Raw genomic sequence first — 18,944 nt, 5'->3', positions numbered from 1 at the left:
ACCTTATAAGTCGTCTACATAACCCAGACTGCGCAACGCACGTTCGTCGTCTGCCCAGCCGGATTTGACCTTAACCCACAACTCAAGATGGACTTTCGCTTCAAACATGTTTTCCATGTCATGGCGGGCTTCAATACCAATCGTCTTGATTTTAGAGCCTTTATTGCCGATAACCATTTTCTTCTGGCCTTCACGTTCTACCAGAATCAGGCCATTGATGTCGTACCCACCCCGTTCATTGCTGACAAAGCGTTCGATTTCAACGGTCACAGAATACGGCAGCTCTTCGCCCAGGAAACGCATCAGTTTTTCACGGATGATTTCAGAAGCCATAAAGCGCTGTGAACGATCAGTAATGTAATCTTCCGGGAAGTGATGAACCGCTTCCGGCAGACGTTTACGCACCAGAGCCGCGATAGTATCAACATTCGTTCCTTTCTCTGCAGAGATAGGCACGATATCGACGAAGTTCATCTGCTCACTAAGGAATTGCAAATGTGGCAACAGCTTAGATTTGTCGGTGACGTTATCAATCTTGTTGATCGCCAGCAGAACCGGTGATTTCAAATCACGCAGTTTGTTAACCACCATTTCGTCATCCGGAGTCCAGTGAGTGCCTTCAACAACGAAGATCACCAGTTCAACATCACCGATTGAGCTGCTTGCAGCACGGTTCATCAGACGGTTGATGGCCCGTTTTTCTTCAATATGCAGCCCCGGGGTATCCACGTAAATGGCCTGATAGGGCCCTTCGGTATGGATACCCATGATACGGTGACGCGTGGTTTGCGGTTTGCGGGAAGTAATGGAGATTTTTTGCCCCAATAATTCATTCAGCAAGGTAGATTTGCCGACGTTAGGACGGCCTACGATTGCAACAAAACCACAGTAATTCTTTTCTTCGCTCATTCAAGCTCCAGCTGTATCAGCGCTTGTTCCGCTGCCGCCTGCTCGGCTTTACGGCGACTTGAACCGGTTCCTACAACCGGCTGGCTCAAGCCACTGACCTGGCAGTGGATGGTAAACTCCTGATCGTGCGCTTCACCGCGAACCTGCACAACCAGATAAGAAGGCAACGGCAGATGGCGACCTTGCAAAAACTCCTGTAAACGGGTTTTTGGGTCTTTCTGCTTATCACCGGGACTGATTTCGTCTAAACGACTACGGTACCAATCGAGAATCAGCTTTTCGACGGTCTGGATATCACTGTCCAGAAACACGCCGCCAATGAGTGCCTCCACCGTATCCGCAAGAATCGACTCGCGGCGGAAACCACCACTTTTCAATTCGCCCGGCCCTAAGCGTAAGCATTCGCCGAGATCGAATTCACGCGCCATTTCCGCCAGCGTATTTCCACGTACTAACGTGGCACGCATGCGACTCATATCGCCCTCGTCTACGCGAGGAAAACGATGATACAGCGCGTTAGCAATGACATAACTAAGAATTGAGTCACCCAGGAACTCTAAACGCTCATTGTGTTTACTGCTTGCGCTGCGGTGAGTCAGTGCCTGCAATAAAAGCTCCTGCTGTTGAAAAGTGTAGCCCAGCTTCCGCTGAAGCCTGTTTATTACGATGGGATTCATGAGTTACCAATAGACTAAGAATGCGTCAAAAACTTCAGCATACGGAACAGGCCTGCTTCGCCCTAAGCCAATCCAAAGCTGTTTCGTTTGCAGTGGCTCCCTCTGTTCGTCTTAAATTAAAATTTAAAATCAGGGGAGCCAACTTTTATCGCCCGAAAGGATATTCTACAACGAGTGGAAATATAATGCTGCGCTAATAGGCATCATTAAATTAATGAATTCCACCAATACGGCTTAAACGAACACCGGTAGGCCATTCACCTTCCTGTTTTTTAAAGCTCATCCAAATTGCAGAAGCTCTACCCACTAAATTCTGTTCCGGCACAAAACCCCAATAACGGCTGTCAGCGCTATTATCACGGTTATCACCCATCATGAAATAATGGCCAGCCGGCACCACCCATGTCCCCAGTGGCTGACCCGGTTGCTGATAATAAGCCCCCAGTTGGTCACGTGCACCTGGCACGGTCAGAATACGATGCGTCACATTGCCCAGCGTTTCATTGCGCTGTACAAGACGGATACCGTCTTGTGGCACGTTAGCGGACGGCGGCGTTTCAAAGAAACCACTGCTCGCTTCGCCGCCCGAAGACTGACCAAAAGTCTGCACGAAATCACTGGCAACACCGGAATCATATGTCACAGCCAGCGCGGTGCTGCAATTTTTGCCCGTTTCGCAAGCAGGCTGCACGGTCACCTGCTTGCTGAACAGATCGTAAGTCACCCGGTCACCGGGCAAGCCTACCAGGCGTTTAATATAGTCCACGCTCGGGTTTTGCGGATATTTAAATACCACCACATCACCACGTTTCGGTTCACCGGTTGAGATCAGCTTGGTTTGAGTAATGGGATCTTTCAGGCCGTAGGCATATTTCTCAACCACGATGAAATCACCAATAAGCAGCGTCGGCATCATCGAGCCAGACGGGATCTGGAAAGGTTCATAAATAAATGAACGCACCACAAACACAACTAACAAGACAGGGAATACCGAAGCACAGGTTTCCACCCAGCCCGGTTGCTTCGCCACTTTGTTCAGCGTTGAATCGTCAACAGCACCACCCGTTTCAGCCTTAATTTTAGCAACTTTAGCCCGGCGTGCGGGTGCCAGCTTGAAACGATCAAGGCACCAGATAATCCCTGACACCAGCGTTGCAACCGCCAGAATCAGGGCAAACATGTTAGCCATGCATACTCCCTACGACTCAATAAAGGATTTACTTGCTGTCTTTGCCCACGTGAAGAATGGCCAGGAACGCTTCTTGTGGTAACTCAACATTACCCACTTGTTTCATGCGTTTCTTACCATCTTTCTGTTTCTGCAAGAGTTTCTTCTTACGGCTGACGTCGCCGCCATAACATTTGGCGAGAACGTTTTTACGTAATTGCTTCACGGTTGAACGGGCAATGATGTGAGCACCAATCGCCGCCTGGATAGCAATATCGAACTGCTGACGCGGGATCAGTTCCTGCATCTTCTCAACCAGCTGGCGTCCACGGAACTGGGAATTGCCACGGTGAGTAATCAGCGCCAGTGCATCCACACGGTCGCCGTTGATTAGAACATCAACACGTACCATGTCAGAAGTCTGAAAACGTTTGAAATTGTAATCAAGCGACGCATAACCGCGTGACGTTGACTTCAGACGGTCGAAGAAATCGAGTACCACTTCCGCCATCGGGATTTCATAAGTCAGTGCGACCTGATTACCGTGGTAAACCATGTTGGTCTGGACACCACGTTTCTCAATACACAAAGTAATCACGCTACCCAGATATTCCTGTGGCATCAGCATGTGACACTCAGCGATAGGCTCACGCAGTTCCAGAATGTTATTCAGTGCAGGCAGTTTAGACGGACTGTCCACATAGACAGTTTCATTGCCGGTCGTCAGAACTTCATAAACAACAGTCGGTGCTGTGGTGATCAGATCCAGATCGTATTCACGTTCCAGACGTTCCTGAATGATTTCCATGTGCAGCAGCCCCAGGAAGCCACAACGGAAACCGAAGCCCAGCGCGGTAGAACTTTCTGGTTCGTAGAACAGGGATGCATCGTTAAGGCTAAGCTTGCCTAACGCATCACGGAAGTTTTCATAATCATCGGAGCTGACCGGGAACAGGCCGGCGTAAACCTGAGGTTTCACTTTCTTGAAACCCGGCAGCGCTTTGTCAGCAGGCTGACGAGCCAGAGTCAGGGTGTCCCCCACTGGTGCGCCGAGGATATCTTTAATCGCGCATACCAGCCAGCCGACCTCACCGCAGTTCAGAATGTCTTTATCGACACGTTTAGGCGTGAAAATACCCAGGCGATCGGCGTTATAAACCTGCCCGGTACTCATCACTTTAATTTTGTCGCCCTTTCTCATGGTGCCATTTTTGATACGCACCAGAGAAACAACGCCGAGATAGTTATCGAACCATGAATCGATGATCAACGCCTGAAGTGGCGCCTCAGGATCACCTTCCGGCGGTGGTACATCACGCACCAGACGCTCCAGCACTTCTGGCACACCGACACCGGTTTTCGCTGAACAACGAACAGCATCCGTGGCATCGATACCCACGATGTCTTCGATTTCCTGCGCTGCACGATCAGGATCGGCGGCCGGTAAGTCGATTTTGTTCAGAACCGGCACGACCTCCAGATCCATTTCCATCGCGGTATAGCAGTTTGCCAGCGTCTGGGCTTCAACACCCTGACCAGCATCCACCACTAATAATGCGCCTTCGCAGGCAGCGAGAGAGCGGGATACTTCATAGGAAAAGTCAACGTGCCCCGGCGTGTCGATAAAGTTCAGGTGATAAACCTGACCATCTTTTGCTTTGTAGTCGAGCGTCACGCTTTGCGCTTTGATGGTAATGCCGCGTTCACGCTCAAGATCCATTGAGTCGAGGACCTGAGCTTCCATTTCACGGTCGGCTAAGCCACCGCAAATTTGAATAATACGGTCTGACAGCGTCGACTTACCGTGGTCAATGTGGGCAATAATGGAGAAATTTCGTATATGCTTCATTATAAAAGTTTTTCTACCTTGGTATTTCTGAATCATTCGCCATGAACATACAGCGACGGTTTGTAGGTTGGCTGTCTTTCGCCTAAGTCGCAGCATTCTACATGCCAGCACCATGAAAACCTAGTCTCCGCACACCCTAACTCCAGATTATGCGAGCTTTCTCAGGATGAAATCCCCACATTTTCATTTGTTTTCATTACCGGAGCGTCTGTGTGCTTCATAGGTTTGTCTCAGTCCGGTATTCCACGTATGGGCTTCCTGCCTTTCGGTTTTAGGAAAATCCCCATATACAGAAATGCGTATTGAAACTTAATATGTTGTTATAAAAGAAATTACATAATTTCTAACTCATAAAGTTCTCATTCAACTTCTTCCACAAATATCTTTTTTATTTTTAATTCAATCCGATCACAAGGTTATCAATATGATCAATGAAGGGCGGCTGCTCAGTCAGCATGGCTTTGCCAAAGCCAACTCTTGGATCACTCTGGTCCTGTCTGTGTTGTTGTTGATCGGCGGCGCAGTGCAAATTGCATTTTTGCTGGCCTTTGGCCACACCGCTGAGGGGCTGCATACCGTAATTTTGTCCGCTCTCCTCAGTATTGCCCTGGGGGTGGTGCTCATTCTGCTGCGACGTCTGATACGACCCAATCAATTCTATCAGCTTCATGAAAATGGAATTTTAGTTATAAGCCAAACGGATAAAAAAAATCGTTTTATTCCTTTTGACCGCATCATGGATATATATCGATTCAGAACCGGAAAATACACCCGTCGTATTTTAAATACGATGATCTTCCGTGAGGGAAATAGCAAAACCTGGCATCGTATTACGCCAAACATTGCCAATTCTGAAAGATTAATTGAAGTCATTAAAAACGAACACCTGATGTATCGCGGCCCATGGGCCCTAAACAGGCTGGCTCAGGGGGGAGATATTCTTTTTACATATCTGGTGAATCCACATTGCGGGTGGAAAAGATTTATCGGCGCTAACCTTCTGGCGCTGAACGAAAAAAAGATACATCTGAGCGCGTTGGTGTTAACCACCGACGAAGGGAAAATAGTGCCTGTTGAGGATATTCAGTTTATCAGTGGCGGCAGCAACAGCCCGTTAATACGTCTGCTCGATAAACACGGCCGCATCCTTTTCTCTGTAGAGTATACATCGCTTTCTAGCGCAGATCTTTTCATCGCATTGATCGAGCATATGATCCAAAACCGTATACCGGTCAGAAACTAAAAAAATGCCACAGGGTTAGCGAACACTGTGGCATTTTTAAGCACTGTAGGATGCAGAAAGTTAAGAAGGGAGTTTGCTTTCAACCGAATAACGGAAAGCATCAGGAGGCAAACCCACCTGCAAGATGACTGGCTGGTAACCTGCTTTTCCATCGACTTTCGCAGCCAGTGCTTTAGCAATCAGGAAACCTAATCCACCACCCAACACCGCACCAATAACCGCGTATACATCTGCTTTCAGCAAGGCCTGCAACGCACCACCACCCGCAATCACACCAAAGAGCGGCGTCATATAAACCAGCAACGCCGAGCGCAACAGGCTTCCTTCCGGTATCCCCAGTTCAACTTTCTGACCAGGTGCAAGAGGCTCGTTAACGCTGACCTGAAGATTATGTTCAGTCTGCGGCCCTAACTCATTCAATACGCGAGCGCCACACCCTGAACGTGAATGGCAACTACTGCAACCCGCCTGTGTTTCACAACGCAACGTCGCAATACCGTCTTTCCACGACACCACCGTGGCCCATTCTTTCATCATGTAATCACCCTGTATTTCTATTGCGAAGGCAGTTTTTCTGATTAAAAGCTACTTTTCTGAGAAAACGATGCTATCGGCAACACGTTTGGCAGTCGAAGGAGGAAGCTCACCGACGACCGTAATTTCATTGCCATTGCGTATTTCAGTCTGCACAGTTCTGCGCCCTTGCCTGATCAACTGCTCAGAAGGGCCATTAGTTGTTGCACTGACATTGACAGAGAAACTGAACAATCCGTCAGTGTACAGCCGCGATTCTATCGATACGGGCATATTGGGCAAGTTTCGGCGGCTACTTGCCACCTCTGTCACGCCAGCTGGCAGCCATTTTATTTGCCAGTCAAACTTCACCTGCTCAGACGCAGGTAAAGACAGCACAGGCGGTAAACTGGCTTTTTCGAGATCAGAAAGCGTTCCAACAACTTGTTCTCCCTCATCAAAACTGATCACACGGAACTGCTCAAGCGTTTCACCGTCACGATCCAGTAAATCGACACGCATCGGCAATTTCGTCTGCTCATCGATCCATATGACATAACTGAATCGGGTACCATCGCGGGATACAACTCTGATCACCTGACTCAGGCGATCCGCTGTGCGTGCGCGGCCTACGGCGATAAAATCGTAGTATTTGGTCAGAAGAGAAAAATCGCTGAACACGATGGAAGGCAGGGAATCAACGATATGATCGCCATCCAACGTAAAGGGCTGTAAACCGGTCTCAAAGTAGCTGACGTCTTTTCCACGCTGGACAATTTCACGGCGCGGACCATCCATCAGAACCAGTTGAGCGAGGGAAGTTTGATGAGAGACAGCATGACGATAGCGAAAGGAATCAATCCCTTGCTTCGTAATGTTGATAAAACCCATTTCATAATTCAGCGTCTGGGAAGCTTTGCCCATCTCTTGCAGTAACGCCTCGGAAGAAGAATCTGCCGAGGCGATACTTGGAGTAAGCAGGCTGCCCGCAGCTAAACAAACGGCAAACCAAATTTGCTTCATTACTGCGTTTGCGTTCCTAAAGACTGAGTTCCTGGGACCTGAACAGCGGCTTGCTGAGGAGTAACTGGTTCGAGTTGAAGCTGCTCTGAATGCAAGCGACGCTGCAATTCGTAATCCTGCAACATCGCATTAATGCGCTTACGTTGCTCCTGAACATTCTGTTGCCCGCTGGTGGTATTGCCTTCATTTGGCACGCCGAAGCTCACCGGGGAGGCTTTACCCATCATAGGCAACGTATTGAACGCTGGGGTTTCCGGAGAAGCACCCGATGCGTCAGGCTGGTTATAATGCTGAACGCCAACAATCACAGCAAGTGATACACAAGCAGCCACGCCGACCTGAGTCAACTGACTCGCCCAAGGGCGCACCTTCTGCCAGAATGGCATTTTTTGCCAGGTATGAGGCTGAGGTTGTGATTCGGTTGCTGAACCCGGCACCAGTTTTACCGGCTCATTAGCCAGCGCTGCGGCCACACGGTCTGCGATATCCAGATGCACAACGTTCCCAATATCACCACGTAAGGTATCGCGGATCAAATGATAACTCTGCCAGTCTTGCTGAAGCCTGGTATCTGTTGATAACGAACTTAACAGTTCGGTATCAATGGCTTCACCATCCATCAGAGCGGAAAGCTTTTCTTTCTGCATGCCTAAGTATCCTTCCTGTGTCCGTCATCTCTAACGCTGGATGAGCGGTTGAACTTTGTTATCAATTGCTTCCCGGGCACGGAATATACGGGATCTCACCGTACCCACCGGACAATCCATGATGGCGGCTATTTCTTCGTAGCTCAATCCATCCAACTCCCTCAAGGTAATCGCCATACGAAGATCTTCAGGAAGTGCTTCAATAGTACGGAAAACAATCTTCCGTAACTCTTCAGACAACATCAAGTTCTCAGGGTTCGAAATTTCTTTCAGTGCACCGCCACTTTCGAAATTTTCGGCTTCATTCGCGTCGACATCACTGGATGGCGGGCGTCGCCCCTGAGCAACTAAATAGTTTTTCGCTGTGTTGACTGCAATACGATACAGCCAGGTATAAAAAGCACTGTCGCCGCGGAAAGATTCCAGCGCACGATATGCTTTGATAAAAGATTCCTGAACCACATCAGGCACATCACCTTGTGGCACATAGCGGGATACAAGGCTCGCTACCTTATGCTGGTAACGAATAACCAGTAAATTGAACGATTTTTGATCACCCTTCTGGACCCGCTCAACCAGAACCTGATCGGCTAACTGCTCGCTCATCCGAGGTAAAATCTCCCCAAAATCTTCTCCGCGCTTAAAGTCGTACTGCCAGCTTTCATCATTATATTCCTGAGCAAGTACTGCTTGGAGTTCACATGAAACATTAAGTTCCACATCGCCGTTGTTTTTTCTATTGAAGTCTCAAGCCCGTGGCTTTTGCACGGGAGTTTAGGCTAACATGAATTTCCCTCTTCTTCTGCAAACATCATACGTTATGCAACCTTCATCTGAATTTCTTAGCGATGTATTGATAATCGGAAGTGGCGCTGCAGGCCTTTCTTTGGCTTTGCGACTTGCAGACCACTGTCATGTCACTGTTCTCAGTAAAGGCCCGCTCAACGAAGGCTCAACATTTTACGCCCAGGGCGGGATTGCCGCCGTTTTCGACGAAGCAGACAGCATTGCCTCACATGTTGATGACACATTAATTGCCGGTGCGGGCTTATGCGATAAAGAAGCTGTTGAATTTATCGCGAGCAACGCACGTCATTGTGTCCAGTGGTTGATCGACCAGGGCGTACTGTTTGATACCGAAACCAACACAAGCTCAGAAGAGCGTTATCATCTGACACGTGAAGGCGGCCACAGCCACCGTAGGATCCTGCATGCTGCTGATGCTACAGGTAAAGAAGTAGAGACTACGCTGGTTGGGAAAGCAAGGGCGCACGCCAATATTTGCGTGAAAGAACGCTATAATGCCGTTGATTTAATTACCTCAAGCAAGCTTGGATTGCCGGGGACACAACGCGTCGTTGGCGCGTATGTCTGGAACCGCGATAAAGAGCACGTTGAAACGCTCCGTGCCAAGGCCGTTGTACTGGCCACAGGGGGCGCAGCCAAGGTCTATCAGTACACGACCAATCCGGATATCTCTTCCGGCGATGGCGTCGCCATGGCGTGGCGCGCAGGCTGCCGTGTTGCCAATCTTGAATTCAACCAGTTTCACCCGACGTGCCTCTATCACCCTCAGGCACGTAACTTTCTGCTGACGGAAGCACTGCGCGGCGAAGGTGCCCTGCTCAAACGCCCGGATGGCACCCGTTTTATGCCGGATTTCGATGAACGTGGAGAACTGGCACCGCGCGATGTGGTGGCACGGGCCATCGACCATGAAATGAAGCGTCTTGGCGCCGACTGCATGTATCTCGATATCAGCCATCGCCCGCCGGAATTCATTAAGCATCATTTCCCGATGATTGATGAAAAGCTGCAATCACTGGGTATTGATCTGACCAAAGAGGCCATCCCGATTGTTCCGGCTGCGCATTACACCTGCGGCGGCGTAATGGTTGATCAGCACGGGCGCACCGATCTCGATGGTTTGTATGCGATTGGCGAAGTCAGTTATACCGGCCTGCATGGCGCTAACCGTCTGGCCTCTAACTCACTGCTGGAATGCGTGGTTTATGGCTGGTCGGCAGCAGAAGATATAATTAAACGTCTGCCGCATGCAAAACTGGCGACAAATATTCCGCAATGGGATGAAAGCCGGGTGGATAATTCCGATGAGCAGGTGGTCATTCAGCATAACTGGCATGAATTGCGGCTGTTTATGTGGGATTACGTAGGGATTGTACGCACGACAAAACGTCTTGAGCGTGCGTTGCGCCGCATCATGACGCTGCAACAGGAAATTGACGAGTATTATGCCAACTTCCGTATTTCCAATAATTTGCTGGAATTGAGAAATCTGGTGCTGGTTGCCGAGTTGATCGTCCGCAGTGCCCTGGAACGCAAAGAGAGTCGAGGACTGCATTTCACGCTGGACTATCCTGATCTACAGGAAAATCCGCAGCCGACCATTTTGCAGCCGTAATATTTGCAGCAATGGTATCGGGAAAGTGCGAAGGAACGCACTTTTTGAAAGCCCAGCCATCCGCTAATAATTCAGATAAAAATCAGTAATCAGCGCACAGAATGCTTCGCTGTAAACGCCTTCCGATTTCCGCAGTGCCAGTTCCTCGTCAACCCTTTCAACTGATTGCCTTGATAAGGTCAGCACTAGCCGGTTAAGCGGTTTTCCCGGTCGGTCGCGTACGGCCATCCGCCGTGCACTGAACCAGCCTTTTCGATGAGCCAGAGTTTCAAACGCCAGCCCGATGTCGTACGGCAAGACAACACTAAACAATCCCTCTGGCGTAAGCAGCTTATTTGCGCATTCAAGCAATGCATCGTGCGTCAGAGTTTCGGTGTAACGGGCGGCATTTCGGGCTTCATCGCGACAGGCAACAGCCGATTCAAAGTAAGGCGGATTACTCACAATCAGATCGTATTCAGCCTGATGTTCGCCGGCATAAACATTAATGTCCTGCGCATACACCGCCAGCCTTTGCGCCCAAACTGAGTTGCGGAAATTCTCCTCAGCCTGCGCCGCTGCGGAAGGTTCGAGTTCGACGGCATCAATAACAGTTTGAGCATTACTGCGTTGCGCCAGCATCATGGCAATCAGGCCGCTGCCGCAGCCAATATCAAGAACACGTCGTGCATGGCTAACCGGCGCCGTGGCACCGAGCAGGACACCATCGGTACCGACTTTCATCGCGCATCGGTCATGCGCAACGAAAAACTGCTTAAAGGTAAATCCATTACGCCGTAAAGGGTTTGCGGAACTGACTACTTTTGTCACTAATTTCACCGTAATTACGCCAGCCAACAGGCCTGTAAACGAAAACTGTCGTAGCATAGGGCAAAGAGAAGCAGAGTAAAAGCCACGCAAACCGCTTAAATAGGTGAAGATCGCGTCTAACACGTCTATAATCGGCGCCCCAAGTAGAGGTAGACCATGACTGTAACCACTTTTTCCGAACTCGAACTCGATGAACGCCTGATTGAAGCCCTTGGCGACAAAGGCTATAGCCGTCCTACTGTCATTCAGGCAGAGGCCATTCCGCCAGCAATGGACGGACGCGATGTGTTGGGTTCGGCTCCTACCGGCACCGGCAAAACAGCGGCATTCCTGCTGCCTGCATTGCAGCATTTGCTGGATTTCCCGCGTAAGAAATCTGGTCCGCCACGAATTCTGATCCTCACGCCAACCCGTGAACTTGCTATGCAGGTTGCTGAGCAGGCGCGTGAGTTAGCCAAACATACCGAACTGGATATCGCCACCATCACCGGCGGTGTGGCTTATATGAACCACGCCGAAGTGTTCAGCGAAAACCAGGACATCGTTGTTGCGACCACCGGTCGTTTGCTGCAATACATTAAAGAAGAAAACTTTGACTGCCGCGCAATCGAAACGCTGATCCTCGACGAAGCCGACCGCATGCTGGACATGGGTTTTGCTCAGGACATCGAAACGATTTCCGCCGAAGCACGCTGGCGCAAACAGACGTTGCTGTTCTCCGCAACGCTGGAAGGGGAAGCCATCCGTGAATTCGCAGAACGCATCCTGACTGAGCCGGTGGAAATCGAAGCTGACCCGTCACGCCGCGAACGCAAAAAAATCCTGCAATGGTATTATCGTGCCGACGATCTGGCGCATAAAGCCCGGATGCTCATCCATTTGCTGAAACAGGAAGATGTCACTAAATCCGTGATCTTTGTGCGTAAACGCGAGCGTGTGCATGAGCTGGTTGCGTGGTTGCGCGAAGCAGGGATTAACTCCTGTTATCTTGAAGGCGAAATGGTGCAGGTGAAACGTACCGAAGCCGTCAAACGTATGGTTGAAGACCGCGTTAACGTCCTCGTTGCGACCGACATTGCTGCCCGTGGCCTGGATATCAACGACATCAGCCATGTCTTCAACTTTGACCTGCCGCTGACCGCTGATATCTATCTGCACCGTATCGGCCGTACCGGTCGTGCTGGTCGTAAAGGGACCGCGATTTCTTTCGTGGAAGCGCATGACCATCTGCTGCTCGGTAAGATCGGCCGTTACCTTAACGAGCCGTTGAAAGCACGCGTATTGGACGAGTTCCGTCCAAAAACGAAAGCACCGAGCGAGAAAGTCACCGGTAAGCCGTCGAAGAAAGTGCTGGCGAAACGCAAAGAGAAGCAGAAAGCGGATCAGGAAAAATCGAAGGTGAAAGTTAAAGTTCGCCATCGTGACAGCAAAAACGTCGGCAAACGCCGTGTTAAACCTGACGCTGTAAAAGACGCTGCTAAATAAACATCAGCCTGATTTGGTGCAAAGAAAAACCGCCCTGAAGGCGGTTTTTTTATATCCATGAAACTGCTGGAATCTTAAAAGCTCGGAAGCGATTACAGACTTTCGGTGAAAGTACGGGTAATCACGTCACGCTGCTGCTCAGCAGTCAGTGAGTTAAAGCGCACCGCATAACCAGACACACGAATGGTCAGCTGCGGGTATTTTTCAGGATGCTTAACCGCATCTTCCAGAGTTTCACGGCGCAATACGTTAACGTTCAGGTGCTGACCCCCTTCCACACGTACAGTCGGTTGAATTTCCATTGGTACTTCACGGTATTCAAACTGGCCAAGCTCGCTGACAGCAACGATCTGGTCTTCCGCAAAACCCGCTTTTGCACACACGCAGCGCGCTTCCGCTTTTTCATCATCCAGCAGCCAGAAAGAGTTTTTCAGCGCTTCGTTGTTGCTTTTAGTAATTTGGATCCCGGTGATCATATGTTGCCTCCATTGTTGGCTACGATACTGTTAATTGATTGGTGTAAGGTTGAACGACAACCTGTTTTCCTGTTGTCAGATATAACAGCAGAACACCCCGCATTCTTTGATAAATATCAATCTTTTCCTTGTGGGTATTTCTTACCCTCAGCATATTTATGTTTTATATCAATTTTTCCAAGGCACTGGATTAAATTATTTTTGTAAATTATCAACAAATTTTTGCATAGAACGTTAAGTCGCAGATAAACATCAGCAAAAGCGCGTGCGGGTTTCACTCATCGGAATGAGCAGGTAAGCTACTGCCAGTTTAAAATTATCATCAAAAGGAGAGCGTCAATGTCCACCACTCTCACCTGGCATGACGTCATTGGTCAGGAAAAAGAACAACCTTACTTCGTTGATACGCTGAAGTTTGTCGCGGCTGAACGCGCTGCGGGCAAAACAATTTATCCACCGCAGCAGGATGTGTTTAATGCATTCCGCTCTACCGAACTGGCAGACGTCAAAGTCGTGATTTTGGGGCAGGACCCTTATCATGGCCCCAATCAGGCTCATGGATTATCGTTCTCCGTTCGCCCGGGCATTCCGGCACCACCTTCATTAGTGAATATGTATAAAGAGCTGGCCGCCGATATTCCAGGCTTCGAACGACCCACTCACGGCTATTTGCAGAGTTGGGCAGATCAGGGTGTCCTGTTGCTCAATACCGTGCTGACTGTCGAAGGTGGTCAGGCGCATTCACATGCCAAACTGGGCTGGGAGACGTTTACTGATAAGGTCATCGCAGCGTTGAATGAAAATCGTGAAGGGATCGTCTTTTTACTCTGGGGCTCCCATGCGCAGAAAAAAGGCAATATTATCGATCGTAATCGTCATCATGTATTGAAAGCACCGCACCCTTCTCCGCTTTCCGCCCACCGGGGTTTCCTGGGGTGTAAGCACTTCTCGCAGGCGAATGCCTTACTGGTGCAGCAAGGTCTGGCACCGATTGACTGGGTGCCCAGATTGCCGGAATAACAAAAAAAGAGGCACCCGCAAAGGTGCCTCTTCCATTATGTCAGTCTGCTTAAAACAGAATCAGGCTTTGGCTTTAGAAACCGCAACCATTGCCGGGCGCAAAAGACGGCCGTTCAGCGTATAACCCTTCTGCATCACCATCATTACGTGATTAGGTTCCAGCTCGTCGGATTCCATCATAGTCATCGCCTGGTGCAGTTCAGGGTTGAATGGCACGTGGATATCAGCCACCACTTCCATACCGAACTTGCGAACAGCATCCAGCAGGGATTTCAGGGTCAGCTCGACGCCTTCAATCAGACCCGCCAGTTCTGAATTCGATTTATCAGCCAGATCCAGCGCACGTTCCAGATTATCGATTACCGGCAACAATTCGCCAGAGAATTTCTCCAGAGCGAATTTATGCGCTTTCTCTATATCCTGCTCGGTACGACGGCGGATATTTTCCACTTCCGCTTTCGCACGCAGCAAGCTGTCACGCTCACGCTGCTGGAGTTCTTTCAGCTGCGCTTCCAGTTCAGCAATACGTTCATCGCGCGGGTCAACGACATCTGCCGCCTGAGTTTCCGCTTCCGTATGCAGCTCTTGTTCCTGATTCAGTTCTTCAGAGACTTGCTCGTCAGGTGTCTTATGTTCTTTACTACTCATGAATCTCTCCGCGTTTTAGCATTAATCTTGCTAGTTGGCTTATTATGGGGATCAAAACCGGGGTTTCAAGGTTTGGTTTTTAATGAAACCGGTCATAATGCAGGAGTCATCACACCCTGCTGAGGATAACCACAGCGATGAATAAAAAATTTGAGTGCATTGGGATTGTCGGACACCCTCGCCATCCTTCCGCACTTGCCACCCATGAAATGCTTTACCACTGGTTAATCTCAAAAGGTTATCAGGTGATCGTCGAACGTCAGGTGGCACAAGATTTAGCCCTGGAAGGCGCACAAACGGGCAGTCTGGCTGAGATCGGCAAGCTGGCGGATTTAGCCGTGGTCGTCGGCGGTGACGGCAATATGCTGGGTGCGGCGCGCGTTCTGGCCCGCTATGACATAAAAGTCATCGGCATCAACCGGGGTAATCTTGGCTTTCTTACCGATCTGGATCCGGATAACGCTTTGCAGCAACTCGATGACGTTCTGCAGGGTGAATACATCAGCGAGCAACGCTTCCTGCTGGAAGCCATGGTGCGCTGCAAGGACCAGCAATGTCGCGTCAGTACCGCCATCAATGAAGTCGTCCTTCATCCGGGAAAAGTCGCGCACATGATTGAATTTGAAGTCTATATTGATGACAAATTCGCTTTTTCCCAGCGCTCCGATGGTCTGATTATTTCGACACCAACCGGTTCTACCGCATATTCACTCTCAGGCGGCGGTCCGATCCTGACGCCGACGTTAGAAGCTATCGCACTGGTGCCGATGTTCCCACATACCCTTTCGGCGCGCCCGCTGGTTATCAACAGTAGCAGCACGATTTGTCTGCGGTTTTCGCATATGAGCAATGACCTTGAAATCAGCTGCGACAGCCAGATCGCCCTGCCGATTCAGCCGGGCGAAGAAGTGGTTATCCGTCGCAGTGAGTTTCATCTGAATCTGATCCATCCGAAAGACTACAGTTATTTCAATACATTAAGCACAAAACTTGGATGGTCAAAAAAACTCTTCTGATCTGATAAAAATAATTCGCCAGCCCCTTTACTGTATATAAAACCAGTTTATACTGTATGTAATTACAGGTCTGTTGTTATGTACAGGAAGGTGATCATGCTGGCGCAATTAACTATCAGTAACTTTGCCATTGTCCGTGAATTAGAAATCGATTTTCATGCAGGTATGACGGCCATCACCGGTGAAACCGGTGCCGGTAAGTCCATCGCGATTGATGCGCTTGGGCTTTGTCTGGGCAATCGTGCCGATGGCAGCATGGTGCGTCTCGGTGCCAGCCGTGCAGATATCTGCGCGCGATTCACCTTAGCGGATACCCCTTCGGCGAAACACTGGCTGGCTGAAAATCAGCTTGATGAAGGGCTGGATTGCCTGTTGCGCCGGACGATCAGCAACGATGGCCGTTCGCGTGGCTTTATAAACGGCACGCCCGTTCCCCTGTCACAGCTCCGTGAACTGGGCCAGCATTTGATCCAAATTCACGGACAACACGCCCATCAGCTTCTGCTCAAACCTGAGCATCAGAAAGCTTTACTCGATGCTTATTCGGATCAGCCCTTACTGCTGTCTGAAATGCGCAAAGCTTACCAAAACTGGCATCAGAGCTGCCGCCAGCTGGCACAATATCAACAGCAGATGAGTGAGCGAGAATCACGCCGCCAGTTGTTACAATACCAGTTGAAAGAGCTGAATGAATTTGCTCCTCAGGCAGGTGAGTACGAGCAAATTGATGAAGAATACAAACGTCTGGCTAACAGCGGACAACTGCTTTCACTGAGCCAAAATGCGCTCTATTTGCTGGCTGATGGTGAAGAACAGAATATTGTCAGTCTGCTTTATAGCGCCCGCAATCAGCTAACTGAACTCGCAGAACTCGACAGCAAAATGAATGATCTTATCGTCATGCTTGATGACGCGTCCATTCAGGTCAGCGAGGCCAGCGATGAATTACGCCATTACAGCGAACGCCTGGACATGGATCCAAACCGTCTGTTCGAGCTGGAGCAGCGTTTGTCGCGCCAGATGAATCTGGCCCGTAAACATCACGTCAGCGCTGAAGATCTTCCTGAACTGCATCGTCAGTTGCTTGAGGAACAGCAGGAACTGGATGATCAGGAAACCAATCAGGCAGAGCTGAGTGAAGCGGTGCAACGCCATTACCAACAAGCCGTCGCGGTTGCTGAACAACTGCACGAAAAACGTCAGTATTTTGCTGATGAGCTAACGCATCTGATCACCCAAAGTATGCAGGCACTTTCCATGCCACACGGTAAATTTAAAATTCAGGTTCAGTTCGAACCAGAACATTTAAATATGGAAGGCGCAGACCGTCTCGAATTCCAGGTCACCACCAACCCGGGGCAGCCGCTTCAGGCTCTCGCAAAAGTAGCTTCCGGTGGCGAATTATCGCGTATTGCGCTGGCTATCCAGGTTATCACGGCACAGAAAATGGAAACTCCGGCGCTGATCTTTGATGAAGTGGATGTCGGTATCAGTGGCCCGACGGCTGCGATCGTTGGCCGCCTGTTGCGTCAGTTAGGCGAATCAACGCAAGTTATGTGCGTCACTCACTTACCTCAGGTTGCAGGTTGTGGTCATCAGCATTATTTTGTCAGCAAAGAAACTGATGGTGAAGTGACTGAAACCCAAATGAATCGCCTTGATAAAAAGGCGCGTTTGCAGGAACTGGCACGTCTGCTGGGCGGAAGTGAAGTGACCCGAAACACGCTGGCCAACGCAAAAGAGTTACTCGCAGCGTAAAAAGCTCAACTTTTTTACAGTTCAGCGGTCATACAGGTGCCCCGCAAAGGTTTCAAACTGATGAAAGGTCTATTATCATCGGCATCTTATGCCCTAAAGGAATGTAATGACTATGCGCTGTAAAACGCTAACTGCCGCCGCTGTAGCTCTTGTAATGCTTACTGCGGGCTGTTCCACTCTGGAAAAGGTGGTTTATCGGCCTGACATCAATCAGGGGAACTACTTGTCTCCTGCTGATGTTCAAAAAATTCATACCGGTATGACTAAACAACAAGTTGCTTATGTTCTCGGCACGCCGATGCTACACGACCCGTTTGGCAGTAATGTTTGGTATTACGTGTTCCGTCAGGAACCAGGCCATGAAGGTATCACTCAGCAGACTTTAACGCTGACCTTCAACGAGTCTGATACGCTGACCAACATCGACAACAAACCTAAGTTGAGCGATCAAAAGTAAATCGCCCGGTGTGATGGTCTCTGGTTACCGCCAAAAATCATCTTTCAGGGTAAAAAAATAAGGCGCCTGAGGCGCCTTATTTTTTAGAACGTTCGGCGCGTATACGCCGTAACTCTTTCGGATCTGCAATCAGGGGCCGGTAGATTTCAATGCGATCACCGTCGCTGACCACGTCGGCAAGCTTCACCGGCCGGCTATAGATACCTAATTTATTCTGTTTTAAATCGATATCCTGACGCAACTCAAGTAAACCGGAAGCCTTCACTGCCTGTTCGACACTGCTCCCCTCCGCCAGTTTTACCGTTCGCAGATACTGACGTTCCGGCAACGCGTAGACCACTTCAACGCGGATCTCAGACACTGTAGACCTCTTTCGCGCGTAGAGTGAATGCCTGAACCATGCTGCCAGCCAGTTCTTTGAAGATTTTACCGAATGCTAATTCAATCAATTTATTTGTAAATTCAAAATCAAGACTGAGCTGAACTTTACAGGCATCCGGGCTAAGTTCGATGAAATCCCATCCTCCGGTCAGCTTACGGAACGGACCATCCACCAGCTGCATATCAATGCGTTTGTTGCTGATTAACGTATTTTTGGTGGTAAAAGTTTTACTGATGCCCGCTTTGGAAACATCAACCGCTGCGGTCATCGACGTATCGCTGTTTTCCAGGATACGGCTGCCGGTACAACCAGGCAGAAATTGCGGGTAGGCGTCGACATCATTCACTAAGGTGTACATCTGCTCCACGCTGAACGGCACAAGCGCAGAACGACTTATCTGTGGCATATCATTTTCCAGGTGTCATAAAACGTACAGATAAT

At 49.6% G+C, this 18,944-nt stretch carries 20 protein-coding genes; 7 read left to right on the top strand and 13 right to left on the bottom strand.

What is annotated here, in order from left to right:
• Window positions 1-3 precede the first annotated feature (3 nt).
• The 4 genes from era to lepA all read right to left on the bottom strand — a co-directional run bounded on the left by era (window position 4) and on the right by lepA (window position 4,603).
• Window positions 4-909 carry a GTPase Era gene (gene era / locus ABIC79_RS11010; RefSeq protein WP_013576718.1) on the bottom strand — a complete coding sequence of 302 codons (906 nt, stop codon included), beginning with the start codon at window positions 907-909 and terminating at the stop codon, window positions 4-6.
• Window positions 906-1,586, bottom strand: coding sequence for a ribonuclease III (rnc, locus tag ABIC79_RS11005; RefSeq protein WP_015698392.1), 681 nt, complete (start codon window positions 1,584-1,586; stop codon window positions 906-908). The genes era and rnc overlap by 4 nt, the downstream gene beginning before the upstream one ends.
• Before the next feature lie 211 nt (window positions 1,587-1,797).
• Window positions 1,798-2,775, bottom strand: a complete 978-nt coding sequence (gene lepB, locus ABIC79_RS11000; RefSeq protein ID WP_354567133.1) for a signal peptidase I — start codon at window positions 2,773-2,775, stop codon at window positions 1,798-1,800.
• Between the two features lie 28 nt (window positions 2,776-2,803).
• Window positions 2,804-4,603, bottom strand: a complete 1,800-nt coding sequence (gene lepA, locus ABIC79_RS10995) for a translation elongation factor 4 (protein WP_037036754.1) — start codon at window positions 4,601-4,603, stop codon at window positions 2,804-2,806.
• A 424-nt stretch (window positions 4,604-5,027) separates the two neighbouring features.
• Between lepA and ABIC79_RS10990 the strand changes: the two genes are divergently transcribed.
• Complete coding sequence (locus ABIC79_RS10990; RefSeq protein ID WP_013576722.1) at window positions 5,028-5,846, top strand: hypothetical protein; 819 nt, start codon at window positions 5,028-5,030, stop codon at window positions 5,844-5,846.
• A gap of 60 nt (window positions 5,847-5,906) precedes the next feature.
• Here ABIC79_RS10990 and rseC read toward each other — a convergent pair whose 3' ends face one another.
• Genes rseC through rpoE form a run of 4 tightly spaced genes read right to left on the bottom strand, consistent with a single transcriptional unit; the run spans window position 5,907 to window position 8,635 of the window.
• Entirely contained in the window at window positions 5,907-6,383 is a 477-nt protein-coding gene (rseC, locus tag ABIC79_RS10985; protein WP_037036752.1) for a SoxR-reducing system protein RseC, read from the bottom strand.
• A gap of 48 nt (window positions 6,384-6,431) precedes the next feature.
• Window positions 6,432-7,382 (bottom strand): sigma-E factor regulatory protein RseB, encoded by a 951-nt coding sequence (rseB, locus tag ABIC79_RS10980; protein WP_013576724.1) that lies wholly within the window; start codon window positions 7,380-7,382, stop codon window positions 6,432-6,434.
• Complete coding sequence (rseA, locus tag ABIC79_RS10975) at window positions 7,382-8,029, bottom strand: anti-sigma-E factor RseA (RefSeq protein WP_013576725.1); 648 nt, start codon at window positions 8,027-8,029, stop codon at window positions 7,382-7,384. Before rseA ends, rseB begins: the two co-directional genes overlap by 1 nt.
• A 30-nt stretch (window positions 8,030-8,059) precedes the next feature.
• On the bottom strand, window positions 8,060-8,635 hold the full coding sequence (gene rpoE, locus ABIC79_RS10970) for an RNA polymerase sigma factor RpoE (RefSeq protein ID WP_013576726.1): 576 nt from the start codon (window positions 8,633-8,635) through the stop codon (window positions 8,060-8,062).
• Window positions 8,636-8,849: 214 nt separating this feature from the next.
• Between rpoE and nadB the strand changes: the two genes are divergently transcribed.
• A complete protein-coding gene (gene nadB, locus ABIC79_RS10965) occupies window positions 8,850-10,451 on the top strand; it encodes an L-aspartate oxidase (RefSeq protein ID WP_187514451.1) in 1,602 nt (533 codons plus the stop codon).
• A 63-nt stretch (window positions 10,452-10,514) separates the two neighbouring features.
• On the opposite strand, the gene trmN is transcribed toward nadB, so the two are convergent.
• Window positions 10,515-11,318, bottom strand: coding sequence for a tRNA(1)(Val) (adenine(37)-N(6))-methyltransferase TrmN (gene trmN, locus ABIC79_RS10960; protein ID WP_411829829.1), 804 nt, complete (start codon window positions 11,316-11,318; stop codon window positions 10,515-10,517).
• Window positions 11,319-11,417: 99 nt separating this feature from the next.
• Here trmN and srmB point away from each other — a divergent pair, with 99 nt between their 5' ends.
• Window positions 11,418-12,746 carry an ATP-dependent RNA helicase SrmB gene (srmB, locus tag ABIC79_RS10955; RefSeq protein ID WP_119261911.1) on the top strand — a complete coding sequence of 443 codons (1,329 nt, stop codon included), beginning with the start codon at window positions 11,418-11,420 and terminating at the stop codon, window positions 12,744-12,746.
• A gap of 92 nt (window positions 12,747-12,838) precedes the next feature.
• Here the strand turns inward: srmB and grcA are convergent, their stop codons facing one another.
• A complete protein-coding gene (grcA, locus tag ABIC79_RS10950) occupies window positions 12,839-13,222 on the bottom strand; it encodes an autonomous glycyl radical cofactor GrcA (protein ID WP_013576730.1) in 384 nt (127 codons plus the stop codon).
• Between the two features lie 339 nt (window positions 13,223-13,561).
• On the opposite strand from grcA, the gene ung reads away from it, so the two are divergent.
• A complete protein-coding gene (ung, locus tag ABIC79_RS10945; protein WP_037036748.1) occupies window positions 13,562-14,242 on the top strand; it encodes a uracil-DNA glycosylase in 681 nt (226 codons plus the stop codon).
• A 60-nt stretch (window positions 14,243-14,302) separates the two neighbouring features.
• On the opposite strand, the gene grpE is transcribed toward ung, so the two are convergent.
• Window positions 14,303-14,890 carry a nucleotide exchange factor GrpE gene (gene grpE, locus ABIC79_RS10940; protein ID WP_013576732.1) on the bottom strand — a complete coding sequence of 196 codons (588 nt, stop codon included), beginning with the start codon at window positions 14,888-14,890 and terminating at the stop codon, window positions 14,303-14,305.
• Between the two features lie 137 nt (window positions 14,891-15,027).
• Here grpE and nadK point away from each other — a divergent pair, with 137 nt between their 5' ends.
• From nadK to bamE, 3 genes are all read left to right on the top strand, one after another.
• Window positions 15,028-15,906, top strand: a complete 879-nt coding sequence (gene nadK / locus ABIC79_RS10935) for an NAD(+) kinase (RefSeq protein ID WP_013576733.1) — start codon at window positions 15,028-15,030, stop codon at window positions 15,904-15,906.
• Between the two features lie 96 nt (window positions 15,907-16,002).
• Window positions 16,003-17,664 carry a DNA repair protein RecN gene (gene recN, locus ABIC79_RS10930; protein WP_013576734.1) on the top strand — a complete coding sequence of 554 codons (1,662 nt, stop codon included), beginning with the start codon at window positions 16,003-16,005 and terminating at the stop codon, window positions 17,662-17,664.
• A gap of 112 nt (window positions 17,665-17,776) precedes the next feature.
• Window positions 17,777-18,121: an outer membrane protein assembly factor BamE gene (gene bamE / locus ABIC79_RS10925; RefSeq protein WP_015690323.1), complete on the top strand. Its 345-nt coding sequence runs from the start codon at window positions 17,777-17,779 to the stop codon at window positions 18,119-18,121.
• Between the two features lie 76 nt (window positions 18,122-18,197).
• Here bamE and ABIC79_RS10920 read toward each other — a convergent pair whose 3' ends face one another.
• Window positions 18,198-18,482 carry an RnfH family protein gene (locus tag ABIC79_RS10920; RefSeq protein ID WP_013576737.1) on the bottom strand — a complete coding sequence of 95 codons (285 nt, stop codon included), beginning with the start codon at window positions 18,480-18,482 and terminating at the stop codon, window positions 18,198-18,200.
• Window positions 18,475-18,909, bottom strand: a complete 435-nt coding sequence (locus ABIC79_RS10915) for a type II toxin-antitoxin system RatA family toxin (protein WP_013576738.1) — start codon at window positions 18,907-18,909, stop codon at window positions 18,475-18,477. The genes ABIC79_RS10920 and ABIC79_RS10915 overlap by 8 nt, the downstream gene beginning before the upstream one ends.
• Window positions 18,910-18,944: the final 35 nt, after the last annotated feature.

This window comes from Rahnella sp. 2050 (genome assembly GCF_040544515.1).
GTDB lineage: Bacteria > Pseudomonadota > Gammaproteobacteria > Enterobacterales > Enterobacteriaceae > Rahnella > Rahnella aceris.
This window is presented reverse-complemented; position numbering and strand designations above follow the sequence as displayed.

Bases quoted from the DNA above. Each gene is read 5' to 3' on its own strand.
- era (WP_013576718.1), bottom strand. From the start codon at position 909: ATGAGCGAAGAAAAGAATTACTGTGGTTTTGTTGCAATCGTAGGCCGT.
- rnc (WP_015698392.1), bottom strand. From the start codon at position 1,586: ATGAATCCCATCGTAATAAACAGGCTTCAGCGGAAGCTGGGCTACACT.
- lepB (WP_354567133.1), bottom strand. From the start codon at position 2,775: ATGGCTAACATGTTTGCCCTGATTCTGGCGGTTGCAACGCTGGTGTCA.
- lepA (WP_037036754.1), bottom strand. From the start codon at position 4,603: ATGAAGCATATACGAAATTTCTCCATTATTGCCCACATTGACCACGGT.
- ABIC79_RS10990 (WP_013576722.1), top strand. From the start codon at position 5,028: ATGATCAATGAAGGGCGGCTGCTCAGTCAGCATGGCTTTGCCAAAGCC.
- rseC (WP_037036752.1), bottom strand. From the start codon at position 6,383: ATGATGAAAGAATGGGCCACGGTGGTGTCGTGGAAAGACGGTATTGCG.
- rseB (WP_013576724.1), bottom strand. From the start codon at position 7,382: ATGAAGCAAATTTGGTTTGCCGTTTGTTTAGCTGCGGGCAGCCTGCTT.
- rseA (WP_013576725.1), bottom strand. From the start codon at position 8,029: ATGCAGAAAGAAAAGCTTTCCGCTCTGATGGATGGTGAAGCCATTGAT.
- rpoE (WP_013576726.1), bottom strand. From the start codon at position 8,635: ATGAGCGAGCAGTTAGCCGATCAGGTTCTGGTTGAGCGGGTCCAGAAG.
- nadB (WP_187514451.1), top strand. From the start codon at position 8,850: ATGCAACCTTCATCTGAATTTCTTAGCGATGTATTGATAATCGGAAGT.
- trmN (WP_411829829.1), bottom strand. From the start codon at position 11,318: ATGCTACGACAGTTTTCGTTTACAGGCCTGTTGGCTGGCGTAATTACG.
- srmB (WP_119261911.1), top strand. From the start codon at position 11,418: ATGACTGTAACCACTTTTTCCGAACTCGAACTCGATGAACGCCTGATT.
- grcA (WP_013576730.1), bottom strand. From the start codon at position 13,222: ATGATCACCGGGATCCAAATTACTAAAAGCAACAACGAAGCGCTGAAA.
- ung (WP_037036748.1), top strand. From the start codon at position 13,562: ATGTCCACCACTCTCACCTGGCATGACGTCATTGGTCAGGAAAAAGAA.
- grpE (WP_013576732.1), bottom strand. From the start codon at position 14,890: ATGAGTAGTAAAGAACATAAGACACCTGACGAGCAAGTCTCTGAAGAA.
- nadK (WP_013576733.1), top strand. From the start codon at position 15,028: ATGAATAAAAAATTTGAGTGCATTGGGATTGTCGGACACCCTCGCCAT.
- recN (WP_013576734.1), top strand. From the start codon at position 16,003: ATGCTGGCGCAATTAACTATCAGTAACTTTGCCATTGTCCGTGAATTA.
- bamE (WP_015690323.1), top strand. From the start codon at position 17,777: ATGCGCTGTAAAACGCTAACTGCCGCCGCTGTAGCTCTTGTAATGCTT.
- ABIC79_RS10915 (WP_013576738.1), bottom strand. From the start codon at position 18,909: ATGCCACAGATAAGTCGTTCTGCGCTTGTGCCGTTCAGCGTGGAGCAG.